The organism is Exilispira thermophila (assembly GCF_055389015.1).
Genome location: NZ_AP042476.1, coordinates 493792 through 511846, shown reverse-complemented (window position 1 = coordinate 511846; position 18055 = coordinate 493792). Strand labels below are relative to the sequence as shown.

Sequence of the window (18055 nt, the reverse complement as noted above, 5' to 3'; positions counted from 1 at the left end):
TAAATAAAAATAAAAACAAATAAATAGAAATATAAATTATAAAAATAGAAATCAATTTAAAGGATAAATAAATTGAAAAAGTCTTTAACTATAGGTTTTTGTGCTGGAGAAGTTTCAGGTGATTTGCATGGTGGTTATCTTTTCAAAAGAATAAAAAAAGAATTCCCCAATATTGATATTAAAGGTTTTGGGATTGGTGGACCCATTATGGAATCTTCAGGGATAGAAATTCTTCATGATCTAACTCATAGATCTTCAGTTGGTATTATAGAATCATTACCTTATGTTTTCGACAGATATAAATTAGGAAAAAAACTTTTAAAAGAGATAGAAATAAGAAAACCTGATATTTTTATCTTTATTGATAATCAGGGATTTAATATTCCCCTCTCATTTGAAATAAAAAAAGCTAATGTTAAAACAATTTATTATTTCCCACCACCAATAGCAATATGGGGAAAATGGAATGGGAAAAAATTGCAAAAATCAATAGATTATTTTTTTATTCCCTTTAAAGAAGATTATATTGAATACAAAAAAATTAATTCAATAAATAGCTTCTTTTTTGGCCACCCTTTTTTTGATTTAGAGTACTTAAAAGAACAATTTGAAACTCCATTAATTGATAATGATATAAAAACTATTATTAACATTTTAGAAAAAAGGGAAATCGAATTTCAAAGATATAAAAGTTTTAATAATTTTGAATATAGTGAATACATTAAATCAGTTTTTGTTAAAAATACCAAAAAGCTTAAGTATATTTATCTAATGCCAGGTTCAAGAAAACAAGAAATTAAAACATTACTTCCACTATTTGTAAGAGTTGCAAGAACTCTTTTTAAAGAGTACAATATTATTACTATCCTCCCCATATCAAATAAAAATTTTGAAAATGATATTCTAAATATTATCAATAGAGAAAATGGTAATGAAATAAAAGAAAAATTCATTTTCACAATTTCTAAAAATTACTACTGGATTTACAAAAATGCATTATTTTCACTTATGGCATCTGGTACAGCAACATTAGAAGGATTAATCCTAAATGTACCTATGCTTATATGTTATAAGATTTCTGGATTAACATTTTTCCTTGGAAAGCTTTTTGTTAATACTAAATGGGTAGGAATGGCTAATATTATTGGAAAAACAGAAGTTGCTAAAGAATTCTTGCAAAAGAAAATGAATTATAAAGAACTTATTGAAGAGAGTAAAAAACTGATAGAAGATACTTCATATTATAACAACAAGAAATTAAAAATGAAAGAAATTTTAAATATACTTGAAAAAGATTATTCTAAAGATGCGATTTCAAAATATGCAAAAAAAATTATAGAGTTAGTATAAGTTATGAAATATATATCACCTCAAAAAGGTTATGATTTATATTATAAAGAATATAAAAATGATTATAAACATTTAGATTCTTTTGATTGGGAAATTTCCAGAGTTTTTATTACTCAAGCACTTAAAATCCTTATAAAATCAATTAATCCACCCCTTTCTATAAACATTCTTGATGCAGGTTGTGGAGATGGTAGAGTATTAAAAAGAGTATATAATCTCTGTAAAGAAAAAATTAATAAAATTAATGTAAATAATAAAATATATCAAATAACTTACAACTATACTGGTATTGATATCTCAGAAAATATGCTTAAATTAGCTAAAAAAAAGGTAAAAGAAGGTCATTTTTTTAAATTAAATCTTGATTCTGAACATTTTATTGAAGAATTTACGAAAAATTATTCTATTTTCTATCATCTTATTTTTTCTTTTTTTTTACTTGTTCATATAAAAAATCCAGATATTTTCTTTCATAATATTTATAAACTCTTAAACAAAGATGGTTATTTCATTTTTAATAATATACCACAAAAGTCAGCACCAATTTTATCAGCTATGAATAAAAAATTTATTATTGAACATTATAATCACACAAATTGCAAAATTGAAAAATTTTTATCCCTAACCCATTTTAAGATAATTGAAAAAAAAGAAATATATGAAAAAGAAAAATTAATATCAACTTTATATTTGGTTAAAAAATAAAAAAGAGGAACTTCCAGTTCCCCTTTTTTAAATTTCTTTTTTTATTGAATAAATTTTATTTTACAAAATAATTAAAATATAAATGAATTTATTTTTCTTTGTCATCTTTTATTAAATTTACAAAACCTTTAAAAAATTCAATTGGTAAAGGAAAAATAATTGTACTATTCTTATCAGCAGAAATTTCAGTAAGTGTATGTAAATATCTCAATTGTAATGCAGCAGGCTCTTTTTGTATAATCTGTGCAGCCTCAGAGATTTTTTGTGCTGCTTGAAATTCACCTTCAGCATTGATGATTTTCGCTCTTCTATCCCTTTCTGCTTCGGCTTGATGAGCAATTGCCCTTTGCATTTGTTCAGGGATTTGTACATCTTTAATCTCTACAATTGATACTTTAATACCCCAGGGGTCAGTTTGCTGGTCAATTATCTTTTGTAAAGAGATATTAATTTTATCTCTTTCACCCAAAAGTTCATCTAAAGTAACCTGCCCTACAACAGATCTTAATGTTGTTTGAGAAATTTGAGATGTAGCTAAAGCATAATTTTCAACTTCTGCTACAGCTTTAACAGGGTCCATTACTCTAAAATATGCAACAGCATTAACCTTTACAGGAATATTGTCTTTTGTAATAACTTCCTGTACTGGAACATCCATTGTTACAGTTCTTAAAGAGATTTTAAACATCTTATCAATAAATGGGATAACAAAAAACAAACCTGGTCCTTTTGCTCCAATAATTCTACCAAGTCTAAAAATTACTCCCCTTTCATACTCTTTTACAATTCTAATAGAGTTGATAATAAAGAAAATAACTATAAGTATTAAAGTATAAATAGCATAAAGCATAAAATCCTCCTTTACTTTTATAAAATTAATAAAACTTATAAAACAATTTTAGAAAATATTCCTAATAAGAAAATTATATATATGTTTTTTCTAATGTCAATTTTATTTTTTATTTAATCATATCTTTATATCAATCATTTTTTTTATTGTTTTTTTTAAAAAAATAAAATTCTAAAAATATTTTCCCACCATTCTATACCCGTTAAAAATTTTAAAATATCTTGATCACTTTTATTATAATTTAAGATTGATGTTATTCCAACTATCATTTCATAAAAAGATTTATTAAAATTTTCCAAGAGCATATCAATTTTAGCAATTTCAGCTTGAATTATAGCTAGTAGTGATTTGTCATTTAACTGTTCTACATTTTTAAATGTATTTCTAATATTTAATAATAATTTTTGAGTTTCATTATCAATATTATTTATTTCAAAATCCAGACTGTCTATATCCATAAAAATATCATTTAATTTATTAATATACTTTGCAGGTAATACATAATATTTAAAGGCAATAATGTTTTGTAGCATATTTCTGAATTCTTTATTCCATTTAGTATAATAAAAAGATGATAAAATATAAAAATTTTCAAAATTATTTAAAGTTGGTAATGAATACTTTTTTAGTAATTTCATAAAATCTTTATTTATATATTTTAAATTAAAATATTCAAAATTTTCACTTTCCAGTTGTGAAAGAACAGATTGTTTTTTTTCTATCCTAATTTCATTTTCAAGATCAAAAATCAAATCTTTAAAATACTTATCAAAATATGAGTAAAAAGTTTTTTTTATCTCTATGTTATATCTAATAGAAGGGAAACTTGCAACAGGGTTTGAAAGTGCAATTTTAAAAAGTAATTCTAAACTTTTTGATGATTGAAGTTTTGATATATTCTTTAAAAACTGCTCTAAATCATCTATATCAAATTCTACATAATCATTATTATTTTTTTTAATATAATTTAAACTTGAATTAATAGTCCTAATCATGTCAGCTTTTTCAATCTGAATTGCATTAACTGCTTTATAAAATTCTATAAGAAAAAATGATATACTTTTAACATCAACATTTTCAGGACTTTTTTTATTTTTAACTTGATTAAAAAACAAATTAAAATCTAATTCAAAAAATTTAAAAAAAGAATAGATAAAATTATAAATTGGTTCTATTTTATCTTTTAAAGCAAATGAAATTTCTTTTTCAAAAACTTTTTTATGCTCAAACAATTTACTTTTATAATCTTTATTATTTAAAATAAAGTTTTTTACATTTTCTCTCTCAAAAAACTCAAATTTTTTTGCTAATGATTTATCTAAATTAGTTTTAACTAAATAAAAAATAAACTTTCTGTTTTCATCTTCATTATTAAAAATATTATGGAACCTATTGATAATATCAGTGTATTTATAATAAATACTATAAATTTCAGAAACAATGTTATAAAAAGTCAGTGTAATAGTATCAGTATTCTTTTTATAAAAATGAGGTTTTGATTTTGCAAGTTTAATTTTTAAATCCTGTTCAATTTTTGAAATTAAATAATCTTGATAAGAAATACTTTTAAAAAGTGATAAAATATAAAAGAATAATTTTTGATACCATGGAACTTTATATTCTTTTAAATAATTTTCTAATCTTTTTTCATTTTGTTTTTCTATTAATTCTAATTGTGATTGATTTGTAATATTTAATACATTTTCAAGTTTTGATTTTAAAATTAACCTTTCTTCATAATTTAATTCAGATACTAATTTTTCAAAAATATTTTCATTATTGTTAGTATTTTCCATATTTATTTTTTCCATATTTTATCTATAATATGTTTATATAATTTTTCAATCTACTTTTATAGTAAAAATTTAACATTTTTTTCAATATTTTAATATCTAAAATTAATAAATATTATTCAAAAAAAACAAAATATATGTTTTGCATTTAAAAAATATTTTTTAGATAAAATAAAAAAATATGCTTTGTATTTAGTAATATTTTGTTATATATATAAATATAATGAGAAAAAGAATAAATATATTAAAAATATTTTTTCTATTTTTTATTAATATCATAATTATTACCTCTACTGGTTGTAATTTTTATCCTAAAGACAATTTAACATTTCTACAATTATATAAAAACATGGAATATATGAGACCCATTTCTAAAATACAAAATATAAATAAACATACTTTAAATGAATATAATATCACAACTTATAATAAAGAAATTTATCCAATGAATGAAAAAACTTTTAAACTTTATGAAAATCTTATTTTCAATTATGTTGATAATGGTTGGGTTACAGTATGGTCATGGATTAAAGATGGAAAATTTAAAACTTATGATGTTGTTACAGATAAATTATGGGCACAGGGATTTTATGGCATTTTCCTTGGATTAGAATACAAAAAAACTCATTCTAAAAAGATTAAATTACTAATGCAAAATTTTGTTGACTCAATTTACCTGATGCTTGAAAAAACCAATGGTATATTTTTAAGAGATAATACAAAAGATACATATATAAAATATTTTGATAAACATATAACATCTCTGGAAGCATCAAAAGATCAAATGATAGGGCTTGTAACAGCATTATTTATGATTTATTATTATCTGGATAATGATAAAGACTACCAATTAAAACAAAAGATAAAAAAACTTTTTTCTTATCTAAACAACTATTTTAATAAATACTTTTATATTTTATACAATCCCAATGAAAAAAGATTATATAATTCTGCATGGTATCTTCAATTACATTATTATGGATTTAAATATGCATTTGATTATGTATTAGGAAAAAATAGAAGTATAAACATTAATGCAGAAAGATTAAATCTGGAATTGTCCGGTTTTTCAAAATTTAAAATATTATTAATCAAAAAAGATATTATAACAAAAAAATTTAAAATATTTGGGTTTATATCGCCATGGAAAACCCCAATATTGAAAAAATTACAAATGTTTACTCCAAATGAATATGATATAAACTTAAAATTTTTTGAATATATAATTGTTTCAACAGTTTCAAAAGAAGAAGCATTAAAAATTTTAAAAGTTTTAGAAAACAAAGAAGTTAGAGGTTTGAAGCACCTTAATCTTGCGGCATTATATTTATATATAATTAGAAAATGGGGTATAAAGGGCAATTATGAAAATTATTATAAAAAGGTTTTAAAAAGGGATATTTATTATTTCCCTCAAAATATACCTCCAAATTCATTAAAAATAGGTTCATACTGGATAAATACAAAATCCGAATATCTTTTTGATCCTATGAATCACCAATGTGTTGATAGAACTTTTAGTTTAGAATTTGCACAAGAGTGGGATATTAGTCCACCACCTACTAATAAAAATTTAGAATTTTTATTACAGGAAAGTTATAAAAGAAAAATAAATATATTTAATGGATTATTTTTATTGACAAGATATAATCTTTATTCTTACTAATATTCTTTTTCTAATTCTTTTAATTTATTTTCAACTATTTCAATTAAGGTTTTATTTTCAGTTGATTTTGCTAACTTATAACTTTCATTTAAATAAAATTTTGCTTTATCATAATCACCAGTTGTAATATAAATTTTAGCTATTAAATTTAAATCTGAAAAAATACCATAAATATTTTCATTAATTTTATCATTTTCTAAAGCCTGATTTAAATATGAAATAGCATTCTCATAATTTTTTTTATAATATTCAACTAACCCTAAATTATAATAGTTATCTCCCAACCCATCATAATATTTTTTAGCTTTGTTAATTTTAATTGCATTATTTAGATAAGTTTCTGCACTAACATAATTTTGTAATTTTATGTATACTTTTGCAATTTTATTATAAATATTTGCAATAAGCTTTTTATTTTTAGTATATTCCAGACTTTTTTTATAATCTTTTAATGCTTCATCATAATTTTTAAGAAATACAAGATATTGAGCATTAACCTGATAATAATTAAAATAAACTTTATCATTTTGAAAGTATTGAATTAGTGAAGCTACAAGATCAATTTGTATTTTTGCATTTTCAGAATCATTTTTTAGAATATAAATTTGAGCAATTTTTAAATTAACAATAATCTCATTCTCAAGGTCATTAACAAGATAAATAATTTTTAAAGCTTCATTATATGAATTTAAAGCTTTTTCAAGTTGATATGAATTAAAGTATGAATCCCCCTGTGCAATTGTAAATTGAATCTTTTTTTTAAGGTTATTTTTTATAGTATAATTTTTTGAAGCACAGCCAATTAAGAAAAAGACAAAGGTAAGTAAAATTAAAAAAAATATAAACTTTTTAAAATTAATTGAAACCTTGTATTTATTATTAAACTCTTTTTTCATAAAAATATCCTATACTAAATTATCTATTTTCTAATTTATCTATTTTCCGATGTAATAGTAATATTTTGAACTTCCGATTTTTTAGGGATCAAAGGAACATTTTCAAGTACATATTTCAATTGCACTAAATTTTCTTTTGTCATATCTAAAATGTCCTTTATTTCGTCTGGAAGATCTTGAAAATTGTTAAGTAAATAATTTAAATTATCAAGAATCTTATCAATTTTATTATATAATTCTTGTTTATCAGATAAAAATTTTCCAATAGAATTGTCAGGTGAGCTAAATTTAGAGATTAAAGAATTAGCTTTTTGTGTTGTAGTATTTAAATTATCAAGTATTAAGAAAATTTTATTAGCTAACTCTGTTTCCCCTTCCCCTTTTAAACTTGAACTAACTTCTTTCAGATCTAAAGCTGTCCCATTAAATGTATCCAGGGTTTTATTTAGTTTATCCAGTATACTATAAATTTTAGGTTTCATATCAGCTATCATATCTAAAACCTGACTGGCTTTAGCAGTAATATCTTCCCCTTTTTCCACTTTTTTAATATTTCTATTTAATATTTTAATTCCAGCTTCCATATCAGAAGAAAAAATCAAACTATTTTCTGGTCTAATTGAATGAGTCTTATCTAAATCAGGTTGAACTGCTAAAGTAGCAGAACCAATTAAACCAGAAGAAACTTTTAAAACAGTTTCTTCTCTAAAAAGTGATCTATATTCTTCATAAACATTAAAATCAAGTAAAATTTTATTCTGCTTTGTAAGTTTAATACCTGTAACCTTTCCTATTTCAAGCCCCTTATATTTCAATGGACTTCCTGAAGATAGACCATATGTTTGATTAAAAAAGGTGTGATATTTTATTTTTTTAACAAATAGTTTATTTCCCTTAAGTATAAATATAGAAATTGCTAATAAAAGGAAAAAACTAAAAATTACAAATATTGATACCAATTTTTGTACTTTTGAAAAAGTAAATGGCATTTATCTCTCCATTTCTTATTAACAAATTATTTATTAATCATTATAATAAACTTAATAATAAACTTAATAATTTGATGTTCATCATAATTTACTTAACAGTTCAGGTATAGTTATTTTCTTTTCTTTAAAATTAATAATCTCTTTTATTTTATTCTCGTTTAAAATTGCTAATTTGTCTGCAAAACTTAAAGCAAAATTAAGATTATGTGTTGATAAAATTATAGTTTTCTCCTGTTCCTTTAATTCTAACATAACATTTTTTATGTTTTCAGTAACTATTTCATCTAAATTAGCAGAAGGTTCATCAAAAAAAATTAAATCAGGATCATGTATTAAAGCTCTAGCTATTGTTGCTAACCTTCTTTCACTAATACTTAACTCATTTGGCCTTTTGTTTAATTTTTCAGATAAATGAAATTTTTCTGAAATTTTTTCTACCAAATCTTTTACTTTTTTTTGTGTATAATTTTTATGATAATAAAAAAATAAAGCTAAATTATCAAAAATTGTCATATTACTAATTAAAGCAGAATTTTGAAATACAAATCCACAAGTTTTATGATATTCTAATATTTGTTTTTTTGTAAATTTAAGCAAATTTTCTCCATCAATTAAAACTTCTCCTGTTTGAGGGAATAAAAGTCCTGAAATAATTTTTAATAATGAGGTAGCTCCACATCCTGCTCTACCTATAATTACTATAATTTCTTTTGAAAATATTTTAAAATTAAGATTCTTAAAAATTATTGTTTTTCCAAAATTTAAATTAATATCATTTAATATTATATGTTTTTTCATTTAACTTCCTGAATTAGCATTTAAATTAATCCTCTAAAATTAATATAGACTTTCTTTGTTTTATATTTGCAAGCTTTTTATTTTCAAATTCATTATAATTATAATATAAAAAACTTTTTTTTCATTATTAAAATATTAAAAAAACAATTAGTTGGACTATTATTCATTTTAAATATTTATTATATTATTTCTAGTTTATTACATTATTTCTAGAATTTATATTTTTGTAAAGTTTCAACATAAATATTTTATAATGTAAATGTTTTAATGATAATTTTTTCTCGGTTTTTAAAATTACCATAATTACAAATTTTAATATAAACATAATTAAATATTTTTTAAGTTTTCAATATTAAAAATAACTATTGATAAAAATAATTCTATAAATTTATTTCTAACTATATTATTTATTTTAGTCAAGCAACTTATTTTGTTAATTTTATCACATATTTTTATTGACAAAATTAAGAAAGTTATATACTTAAGAAAAAACAAGGGGGAATGTTATGTTAAATACAGATATTTTAATTATAGGTGGAGGACCTGCAGGTATAATTACTGCTACAACTGCTAAAGGTCATTATCCTGATAAAAAAATTATACTTGTAAAAAGTGTGGCTGATGGTGCTATTCCTTGTGGAATTCCCTATATGTTTGGAACTTTATCTGACCCGGAAAAAAATAGATTATCAACTAAAGGATTGGAAGATAAAGGGATAACTGTTAAAATTGATACTGCTAAATGTGTTGATAAAGAAAAAAGGGTTGTTTCTTTTCAATCTGGTGAACAAATTCAATATGAAAAACTAGTATTGGCAGTTGGTTCAAAACCAATTGTTCCTCCAATTAAAGGAATTGAAAAGAAAAATGTTTACCCTATTTTAAAAGATATGCAATACCTTCTAAAAATGGTTAAAGCTACAAAAGAAGCTAAAGATATCGTTATAATAGGCGGTGGTTTTATTGGCATCGAAATGGCTGATGAAATAGCTTCAAATGAAGGAAAAAATGTTTATTTAGTTGAAATGTTAGATAATGTTTTAACTAATGCATTTGACAAAGAATTTTGTGATGCTGCTGCAGAAAAACTTAGAACAAAAGGGGTTAAATTGCTTTTAAAATCTACTGTAACAGAAATCTTAGGTGAAGATAAAGTTACTGGTATTAAACTTTCAACAGGAGAAACTATAAATGCTGATCTTGTTGTTTTAGGTATAGGTGCAAAACCTAATTCAGAATGTGTTCATAATTGTGGTTTAGAAATTGGTAGAGGCGGTGGAATCTGGGTTAATGATTACATGAGAACCTCTGATAAGAACATTTTTGCTGTTGGAGATTGTGCTGAAAAAAGAGATTTTTTTACAAGAGAACACACACCTGTGATGTTAGCATCAACTGCAACTGCTGAAGCAAGAATTGCTGGAGCAAATCTGTTTAATATCCAGGCAGTAAGAATTAATCATGGTACAATTGCTGTTTTTTCAACATATGTTAATGGTTTAACTTTAGGCTCTGCAGGATTAACTGAAAAATCAGCACTTAAAGCTGGATTTGACATTTTAATTGGAGAAGCAGCTTCTCCTGATAGACATCCTGGAGCAATGCCTGATGCTTCGAAAGTAAAAGTTAGATTAATATTTTCTAAAAAATCTAAAATTATTCTTGGTGGACAGGTAATGGGAGGAAAATCTGCAGGAGAAATTATAAATGTAATTGCAACTTCAATTCAAAAACGAATGACTGCTAATGAAATATCAACTTTACAAATAGCTACTCATCCACAATTAACAGCTGCACCTACAGTTTACCCACTTGTTATTGCAGCACAAAATGTAGAAAAGATGAAATAAATTATTTTGAAAGAGCTACCTCAAATTTATGGGGTAGCCCTTTTTTTATTAGTTTTATTTTTTAGTTTTTCATAAATTATTTCTAATTATAATATTAATGCACTAAATATAAAAAAGAGCTGTTATTAAAAGATCTATAAAAAAGATTGTTGTTATTGAATTAACAACAGCTTTTGTAGTTACTTGAGGAATTTGAGTTGAGAACTTTGCTTGAAACCCATGATATATAGCAATTGATGCTATAAAAAACCCAAATACAAAACTCTTTAAAAAACCTGATAATAAATCAATTGGAGTAATAGAAGTCATTACATACCTGATAAACATATCAAAAGTAATCCCTGAATATATATAACCTATAGCAAATCCACCTAAAACACCAATAGCATCAAAATAAATATTTAAAACTAAAAGAGAAATTACAACTCCCATTAATCTTGGGTAAACAATAAATTTTAACGGATCTATACCAATCATCTCCAGAGCATTAACCTCTTCATTAACCTGCATAGTACTAATTTCTGCTGCTATTGCTGTACCAGATCTTGCAATAACTATAAATGCTGTTATAACTGGACCTAATTCTCTAATTAAAACAATATTAAGAATTGTTCCAACATAATCCAGAGCACCAAATTTAGACAATTGTGTAAAAAGCTGCAAAACAGTAACTGCTCCTAAAGTTATAGCAACAATGCTTATCAATCTTAATGCTTGATTTCCAGTAAAATATATTTGCATATAGAGAATACGCCTGGTAATTTTTGAACCTTTTTTCTCTTTAATATTAGCAATAATACTATAAAAAATTAGACCAGCTACTCCACCATAGAAATGAAAAGTTTTTGAAAAAGAATTAAAAATAGGTTTAAATATATTCCTCATCAAATTTATTTTAATACATAAATATAATTTTTCTAATTTAATTTAAATGTTTTATAATCAATTAGCTATTTTCCAGGACAATTTTTTTCAATTTCCTTATTTTTTACTTTGTTTTTAAAATTGGTATCATAATATTTTGAAAAATCGGAAGCTAATCTTTTAGCTCTTTTTAAATATTCATTTTTATCGTTCCACATTTTTTCAGGAAATAATATTTCATTATTTTCTATACCTGGGCATGAAACTGGAACATTTAAGTGAAAAATAGTATCATATTTATATTTAACATTTTCAAGTTTTCCGTCCAGAGCAGCTTTAACCATTGCTCTTGTTAAATTAAGATCAATTCTTTTACCAATACCAAAAGGACCTCCTATCCATCCTGTATTAATTAAAAAAACTTTTGTATTATATTTTTCAAGATAATTACCCAAAAGATTAGAATAAAAATCTGGATTTGCAGGCATAAATGGAGCTCCAAAAAACCTTGAAAAAGTTGATACAGGTTCTACAATACCTGTTTCTGTACCTGCTAATTTTGAAGTATATCCCATTAAAAACCATAACATAGCTTGATTTTTATCTAATTTTGATATTGGGGGTAAAACACCATTAGCATCAGCTGTTAAAAATATTATAGTTCTGGGATGTCCACCAGTTGATGATTTTTTAATATTTTTTAAAAAAGTCAAAGGGTATGAACCTCTACTATTATCAGTGAATCTATTGTCAAATAAATCAAAAGTTCCATCAGGATAAACCATAACATTTTCAACTATAGCTCCATGATTTAGTGGATCAGCTTGGTGGAAACAAGCATTATAAATTTCTGGCTCTTTATCTTTATTTAAATTTATCAATTTAGCATAACATCCATTTTCAAAATTAGCAACTCCATTGCCTGACCATCCATGCTCATCATCACCAAGTAATTTTCTATCAGCAGTTGCTGATAATGTAGTTTTTCCAGTTCCAGATAATCCCAAAAATAAAGCTATATCTCCATCTTCACCTTCATTAGCTGAACAATGAAGTGGTAAAATATTTTCAAAAACAAGATAATAGTTCATAACTGTAAACATCAATTTTTTAACACTACCCATATATTGAGAACCAATCACAATCCCCATTCTATCATCATAGTTAATTGCAATTACCATATCAGAAGTTTTCCCTGTTTCTTTTATTTTCCTTAATCTACCTTCATACCTATCACTATTAAGTTTGTCTTTTGGTAATACTATTAGAGTGAAAGGTTTGTCTTTAAAAATTGAATCGTTAATATTATCAAGTGGTCTAAACATATTATCTGTAAATAATGCTGTAAGAGAGCTTGGAGTTATTGTATTAACCTTTAAAGCATAATTACTATCTGAACCAATCTGTCTTTCTGTAATATACAATTCATCATAATTGTTTAATAATTTTATAGCATCTTCTTTTATCATGGAAAATGTTTCTTCAGAAATTGGAATATTATATGGTGAATTCCAATCAATAAAATTTTCATTTTTTTTAGTTTTGACTGTAACAGTATCTTTAGGGCTTCTACCAGTTGATTCAACAGGAGTCCAGGTAGCAAGTGTACCTGTATTTAAAACAATTGCTTCCTTTTTCTCAATAGCATGCTTGATTAATAATTTCCTTTCAATATTTTTATAAATTTTAGAATTTAAAAGAGACTCAATTTTATTATTATCCATTATCTGCTCCTATAAAAATCAATATTAAATATCAAAAAATCTGCTAATTTATATAAACGAGGTAAAACCTCAAATCATTGCTTTCAGGCAACGGAATAATCTTTATTTAACAATATATCATTTGATTTTACTGGATCATATTCACAACCATTTTTTAATAATGTCCATACCAATTTACTTAACTTTCTTGAAGTTGCTATTATTGCTTTTCCACTTCCTTTTATTTTTTTCATATTTCTATAAGATTTCATATATCTATTTTCTCTTTCTCTTTTTACCCTTATCATACCCATTGTCATCTGTACAAATGCTGTTCTCAATTCTTGTGAACCTCTTTTAGTTATATTCCCATATCTTTCTTTGTCTGCTGAATTTTGTACCCATGGTACCAATCCACAATAAGAAGAAAGCTTTTTATATGAACTAAATTTATTTATGTCATCTATGTAAGCCCTTAAAGTAATTGAAGTTATCAATCCACATCCTGGTATTGTCCTTAGTATTCTTACTGCTTCATCTTTTTCTGTCATCTTTGAAAGCTCTTTCTCTATTTCTGATATTAAACTTTCTATACTATTTATTGTTTTTATTATCCCTGATACTATACTTTTTTTTATTGGGTCCGATATTTGTTCTATAATTTTTACCCTTCCTGTTTTTGTGTTAAGCTGTCCATTCTTTGTTCCTATACCCATTTCTAACATTATTCCATGTATTTGATTCTTTAAACTTACATTGGTCTTTTTTAATACTGACCTATGCTTTAATAAATCTCTTAAATTTTTACTATCTTCTTTACATAAATTTACTTCTGGTATCATATCTTTTGATAAAAATTCTGCTAATGTCCTTGCATCATGTTTATCTGTTTTGTTTATTGATTCATTTATTACTTTAAACTTTAAGGTATTTACTACATGTACTTTAAATCCATAATTTTCCATTTCTCTTTTGAAATATCTTGTATTTCCTGTAGATTCTACTGCTATTTCAATTTCTTCTGGTTGGGATAATTTCTTTAACAATCTTACAAATTCCATATATCCTTCTTTTTTTGTAGAAAATTTCCAATTAATATCTGCAATCCTTTGTTCTAAATTTTTTATACATACCGTCATTTGATGCTTGTGTAAATCAACTCCAACTGATAGTTTCATCTGCCTCCTCCAATTATTTTTTTTTAATTGAAAGCAGATTCTTTACGATATTTATTACAGAGAATAATCCATTCTCCTATTCAATCTGGATTGTTAAAATCCGATTATTATGTTGATTCGGCTGTAGGCTCTTCATTCTCCTAAACGGTCTTTTTGACCAAATTAAATGTCGAACCTAAGCCTATCTGCTTTCAGGTTTATTTTCGTTGCCTGAAAGCAGTTTCTTTATCCCCTGCTATTGATTTTTATCACATCTCCTAATAAATTTAAAATGATTTCCCCCTTATTAAATTGCTAAATTTACTAATGTCAAATAAAATTTTAAAATTAAGATTTTAAAATGGTAAGATTTTGTTTTGTTAATTTAGTAAAATTCAATTCATTAGAATTATTTATATTTCAACTTATGTTCCATAGATCTTTATAAAATTAAATAGAATTCTTAAGTCTTGAAGAATCTAACTTATTGATTAAATTAAACAGATCATTTAAATTTTGAAGAATTTAGACTATTGATTAAAAATAAAAAAATGCAGCAGGGGGGATTTGAACCCCCACAGGCGTAAGCCCGCTAGCCCCTCAAGCTAGTGTGTCTGCCGATTCCACCACTGCTGCATTTTTTAATACTATCACAATAAATATATGCACAAATAAATTAACAAAATTGTAATTTTAGTCAATATATAAATTTATAAAAATTAACAAACTTTTTTGTTTTTCTTTAATTAATGGTTTATATAAATATCATAATTTAAATTCCTCCTATTAATATTAATTAAATAAAACATCTACAAATAAAATTAAATTTTGATTATGACTATTATCTAGTATTATTAATATAATAAACTTATCTACCTATTATCAATTAATTATTTAAAATAACTTTTAAATTAAACATTTATATAAACAGTTATAGTCAAAATTGAAAATTAAGTATAATTTTTTTTATGGTATTATAACTTTTACTCAAATCGTTAAATACTACTTTTTGCCATTTTTTATCTACTAATGTATCAGAAATTATATATAAACCAGCAACCTTTTTATTATAATTATTTGAAATTGAATATATTGAAGCCCCTTCCATTTCAACAATTTTAGCATTGTGTTCTAATAGATTTTCAAATTTATTATAGGTTTCTTTATAAAAAAGATCTGTTGTAAATATATTTGAAATTTTATATTTAATTTTGTGCTTACAAAAGTTATCCATTACTACTTTAGTCAAACCATCAGAAGTTGAAAAAAAATGTTGTAAAAACCAATTGTTATTATCATATTTCTTATTATTAGGGTTATAAACAAAACTTTTGTTCATATAAAGGTAAGGAACAATTGTTTCAGCATATGCTCCTGTAGAAATTACAAAATCAAAAACAGAAATATCTTTTGAAAATGATCCTGCTAATCCAATATGAATAATATTATCAAAACCCATATATATTAAATTTTCAATTTGCATAGAAACTGCAGGTGAACCCATTTTTGATATACAAATGAATATATTATCATTGAGATTTGATTTATATAAATTAGTAATAGGATCAATTAAAGTAAGGTTTAAGTCATTAACAAATATTTTTTTATAGCTGTTTTTAATAAAATAGACTATAAATACACTCTTTTTATTGTAAAGTGATTTTAAACTTATTATTTTATCTTTTGAATAAAAATTAGAATAAAAAATTGAAGGATTTATAATATTTTTTTTATTATTATCCATTATATTTTTTTCTATAGGCTTTTAAAATGCAAAATATAATCCGACTCCTCCTCCAAAAATAAATTCAGTTGTATTAATTAAACCAAATCCAATATGAATCTGTAAATCTAGATTTTTCAAAATCATCCACTGTATTCCAAAACCTAAACCTGTAGTAAAATTTATACTATTATAATAACCATCATAATTAATTAATCCTCCTAAATAAAGATAGGGAGAAACTCTTTTATATATTTTAATTCTATAATTTAATTCTATACCTATATTCATCTCAAAATCATTATATGTTAAATCTGCATAAGGAAATAAACTAAAACCAAATGCAAATTTTTCATTAAACCAATTTTTAAATAGAAATCCACTACCACAAAAAGAATAAAAGCCAGCACCTATTTCTAAACCTAAATCATCAAAATATGTTTGTTCATTTTCATCATTGGTTTGAGAAAAAACAGAAATAGAAACAAAACTTATCAAAATAAAAACAAACATAATAATAGCTAAATTTTTTTTAAATCTCATTTTTAGTCCCTTTAAAGTAATAAATTAATTAAATTATAAATTAAAATCAATCAAATTAGTTTACATTACATTTGTACTAATAAAAATTTTAAATATTTGAATAATTAAATATCCTGTTTTTATAATAAATAATTACCTGATATTTAGGTTTTGTCAAATTTAAAGTACAAACTTTAAAATGTAATTTAAAAATATAAAAAATATTAAAAATGTTAAAAATAGAAAAAATATTAAAATTGAAACTTACCGAATATCATTAAAATTCCAAGTATTATCAATAATATTCCAGAAATTTTTTCAATTAATCCTGTATATTTTGAAATTTTAGGAATTTTTGTAAGTAAGAATGTAAATAGAATCCCAGATATTAAAAACATTATTGATAAGGCTAAAGAATAAATAGACAAAAAGACTACACCTCTTAATACAGTTTCTGCTGAAGATGCGTAAATTAAAATTGAAGCTAATATTGGACCAATACATGGTGACCATCCTAATGAAAAAGTTAAACCAAATAAAAAAGGGAAAAAGAAATTTTTAGAGGTTTTAATATTTAACCTTTTTTCATAATTTAAAAAATTTAATTTAATTATACCTGTTATTGCAACTCCAAAAATTATTACAATAACACCTCCAATTTTAAAAATAAGATTTTGATATTGGTGTAATAATTTCCCGATAGATGTAGCTGTTGCACCTAAAAGAATAAAGATAAGAGAAAAACCTAAACTAAAAAACAATGTTTTCCAAATTACCCTTAAAAGAATAACTTTTTTATTTAAAGTTTTTAAATCATCAATAGACAATCCTGTAATTATAGATAAATAAGATGGAATCAAAGGTAAAATACAAGGACTAAAAAAAGACAAAATCCCTGCTGAGAATGCTATCCAGAAATTAAGATCTGGATTTACTGATATAGTAATATTCATTCAAAACTCCAAATTATTGTTTTTTTATCTATTTAGATTTAAATGATGTGTTTTTTACATATTAAGATATAAAAGATTAAATTTTTTCTTAGATTTTGTAAAGCTAATACAATAAAATTTAATTAATATGGTTTTTTATTAAATATTTTACATAACATTAACTTTAAAGATTATTTACTTATTTATTTGCTTTTAACACTTATTCTGTCTTTTGCATCTTTTATTATATCATAACT

The 18055-nt window shown here is 23.6% G+C and carries 15 protein-coding genes and 1 tRNA gene; 4 read left to right on the top strand and 12 right to left on the bottom strand.

All coding sequences use genetic code 11. The features are described from left to right. Window positions 1–72: 72 nt before the first annotated feature. Both ACZ5EC_RS02145 and ACZ5EC_RS02140 read left to right on the top strand, forming a co-directional pair. Window positions 73–1350, top strand: a complete 1278-nt coding sequence (locus ACZ5EC_RS02145) for a lipid-A-disaccharide synthase (protein WP_464303320.1) — start codon at window positions 73–75, stop codon at window positions 1348–1350. Window positions 1351–1353: 3 nt separating this feature from the next. After that, on the top strand, window positions 1354–2055 hold the full coding sequence (locus ACZ5EC_RS02140; protein ID WP_464303319.1) for a class I SAM-dependent DNA methyltransferase: 702 nt from the start codon (window positions 1354–1356) through the stop codon (window positions 2053–2055). Between the two features lie 88 nt (window positions 2056–2143). Here the strand turns inward: ACZ5EC_RS02140 and ACZ5EC_RS02135 are convergent, their stop codons facing one another. Then, window positions 2144–2905, bottom strand: a complete 762-nt coding sequence (locus ACZ5EC_RS02135) for a slipin family protein (protein ID WP_464303318.1) — start codon at window positions 2903–2905, stop codon at window positions 2144–2146. 155 nt (window positions 2906–3060) lie between these two features. Continuing rightward, entirely contained in the window at window positions 3061–4716 is a 1656-nt protein-coding gene (locus ACZ5EC_RS02130) for a hypothetical protein (protein ID WP_464303317.1), read from the bottom strand. A gap of 205 nt (window positions 4717–4921) precedes the next feature. On the opposite strand from ACZ5EC_RS02130, the gene ACZ5EC_RS02125 reads away from it, so the two are divergent. Beyond that, a complete protein-coding gene (locus ACZ5EC_RS02125) occupies window positions 4922–6364 on the top strand; it encodes a hypothetical protein (RefSeq protein ID WP_464303316.1) in 1443 nt (480 codons plus the stop codon). Here ACZ5EC_RS02125 and ACZ5EC_RS02120 read toward each other — a convergent pair. The 3 genes from ACZ5EC_RS02120 to ACZ5EC_RS02110 form a co-directional block, all read right to left on the bottom strand. Beyond that, window positions 6361–7260, bottom strand: a complete 900-nt coding sequence (locus ACZ5EC_RS02120) for a tetratricopeptide repeat protein (RefSeq protein ID WP_464303315.1) — start codon at window positions 7258–7260, stop codon at window positions 6361–6363. The genes ACZ5EC_RS02125 and ACZ5EC_RS02120 overlap by 4 nt on opposite strands. A 35-nt stretch (window positions 7261–7295) precedes the next feature. Then, entirely contained in the window at window positions 7296–8249 is a 954-nt protein-coding gene (locus ACZ5EC_RS02115) for an MlaD family protein (protein ID WP_464303314.1), read from the bottom strand. 81 nt (window positions 8250–8330) lie between these two features. Next, a complete protein-coding gene (locus tag ACZ5EC_RS02110) occupies window positions 8331–9047 on the bottom strand; it encodes an ABC transporter ATP-binding protein (RefSeq protein ID WP_464303313.1) in 717 nt (238 codons plus the stop codon). Window positions 9048–9553: 506 nt separating this feature from the next. On the opposite strand from ACZ5EC_RS02110, the gene ACZ5EC_RS02105 reads away from it, so the two are divergent. Beyond that, window positions 9554–10897, top strand: a complete 1344-nt coding sequence (locus ACZ5EC_RS02105) for an FAD-dependent oxidoreductase (RefSeq protein WP_464303312.1) — start codon at window positions 9554–9556, stop codon at window positions 10895–10897. Between the two features lie 102 nt (window positions 10898–10999). Here the strand turns inward: ACZ5EC_RS02105 and ACZ5EC_RS02100 are convergent, their stop codons facing one another. The 7 genes from ACZ5EC_RS02100 to ACZ5EC_RS02070 all read right to left on the bottom strand — a co-directional run bounded on the left by ACZ5EC_RS02100 (window position 11000) and on the right by ACZ5EC_RS02070 (window position 17819). Then, window positions 11000–11782: an MlaE family ABC transporter permease gene (locus ACZ5EC_RS02100; protein WP_464303311.1), complete on the bottom strand. Its 783-nt coding sequence runs from the start codon at window positions 11780–11782 to the stop codon at window positions 11000–11002. Window positions 11783–11847: 65 nt separating this feature from the next. Next, window positions 11848–13485, bottom strand: a complete 1638-nt coding sequence (locus ACZ5EC_RS02095) for a phosphoenolpyruvate carboxykinase (protein ID WP_464303310.1) — start codon at window positions 13483–13485, stop codon at window positions 11848–11850. 83 nt (window positions 13486–13568) lie between these two features. Then, window positions 13569–14642, bottom strand: coding sequence for an IS110 family RNA-guided transposase (locus ACZ5EC_RS02090; RefSeq protein WP_464301764.1), 1074 nt, complete (start codon window positions 14640–14642; stop codon window positions 13569–13571). 531 nt (window positions 14643–15173) lie between these two features. Beyond that, window positions 15174–15257 (bottom strand) — tRNA-Leu (locus tag ACZ5EC_RS02085). Window positions 15258–15558: 301 nt separating this feature from the next. Next, window positions 15559–16365 carry a phosphorylase family protein gene (locus ACZ5EC_RS02080; protein WP_464303309.1) on the bottom strand — a complete coding sequence of 269 codons (807 nt, stop codon included), beginning with the start codon at window positions 16363–16365 and terminating at the stop codon, window positions 15559–15561. 21 nt (window positions 16366–16386) lie between these two features. Beyond that, window positions 16387–16887 carry a hypothetical protein gene (locus tag ACZ5EC_RS02075; protein ID WP_464303308.1) on the bottom strand — a complete coding sequence of 167 codons (501 nt, stop codon included), beginning with the start codon at window positions 16885–16887 and terminating at the stop codon, window positions 16387–16389. Window positions 16888–17117: 230 nt separating this feature from the next. Beyond that, a complete protein-coding gene (locus ACZ5EC_RS02070) occupies window positions 17118–17819 on the bottom strand; it encodes a cytochrome c biogenesis CcdA family protein (RefSeq protein ID WP_464303307.1) in 702 nt (233 codons plus the stop codon). Window positions 17820–18055: the final 236 nt, after the last annotated feature.

Coding starts and splice junctions, on each gene's coding strand:
- ACZ5EC_RS02135 (WP_464303318.1), bottom strand. CDS start 2,905: ATGCTTTATGCTATTTATACTTTAATACTTATAGTTATTTTCTTTATT.
- ACZ5EC_RS02130 (WP_464303317.1), bottom strand. CDS start 4,716: ATGGAAAAAATAAATATGGAAAATACTAACAATAATGAAAATATTTTT.
- ACZ5EC_RS02075 (WP_464303308.1), bottom strand. CDS start 16,887: ATGAGATTTAAAAAAAATTTAGCTATTATTATGTTTGTTTTTATTTTG.
- ACZ5EC_RS02115 (WP_464303314.1), bottom strand. CDS start 8,249: ATGCCATTTACTTTTTCAAAAGTACAAAAATTGGTATCAATATTTGTA.
- ACZ5EC_RS02100 (WP_464303311.1), bottom strand. CDS start 11,782: ATGAGGAATATATTTAAACCTATTTTTAATTCTTTTTCAAAAACTTTT.
- ACZ5EC_RS02120 (WP_464303315.1), bottom strand. CDS start 7,260: ATGAAAAAAGAGTTTAATAATAAATACAAGGTTTCAATTAATTTTAAA.
- ACZ5EC_RS02125 (WP_464303316.1), top strand. CDS start 4,922: ATGAGAAAAAGAATAAATATATTAAAAATATTTTTTCTATTTTTTATT.
- ACZ5EC_RS02070 (WP_464303307.1), bottom strand. CDS start 17,819: ATGAATATTACTATATCAGTAAATCCAGATCTTAATTTCTGGATAGCA.
- ACZ5EC_RS02080 (WP_464303309.1), bottom strand. CDS start 16,365: ATGGATAATAATAAAAAAAATATTATAAATCCTTCAATTTTTTATTCT.
- ACZ5EC_RS02090 (WP_464301764.1), bottom strand. CDS start 14,642: ATGAAACTATCAGTTGGAGTTGATTTACACAAGCATCAAATGACGGTA.
- ACZ5EC_RS02095 (WP_464303310.1), bottom strand. CDS start 13,485: ATGGATAATAATAAAATTGAGTCTCTTTTAAATTCTAAAATTTATAAA.
- ACZ5EC_RS02105 (WP_464303312.1), top strand. CDS start 9,554: ATGTTAAATACAGATATTTTAATTATAGGTGGAGGACCTGCAGGTATA.
- ACZ5EC_RS02140 (WP_464303319.1), top strand. CDS start 1,354: ATGAAATATATATCACCTCAAAAAGGTTATGATTTATATTATAAAGAA.
- ACZ5EC_RS02110 (WP_464303313.1), bottom strand. CDS start 9,047: ATGAAAAAACATATAATATTAAATGATATTAATTTAAATTTTGGAAAA.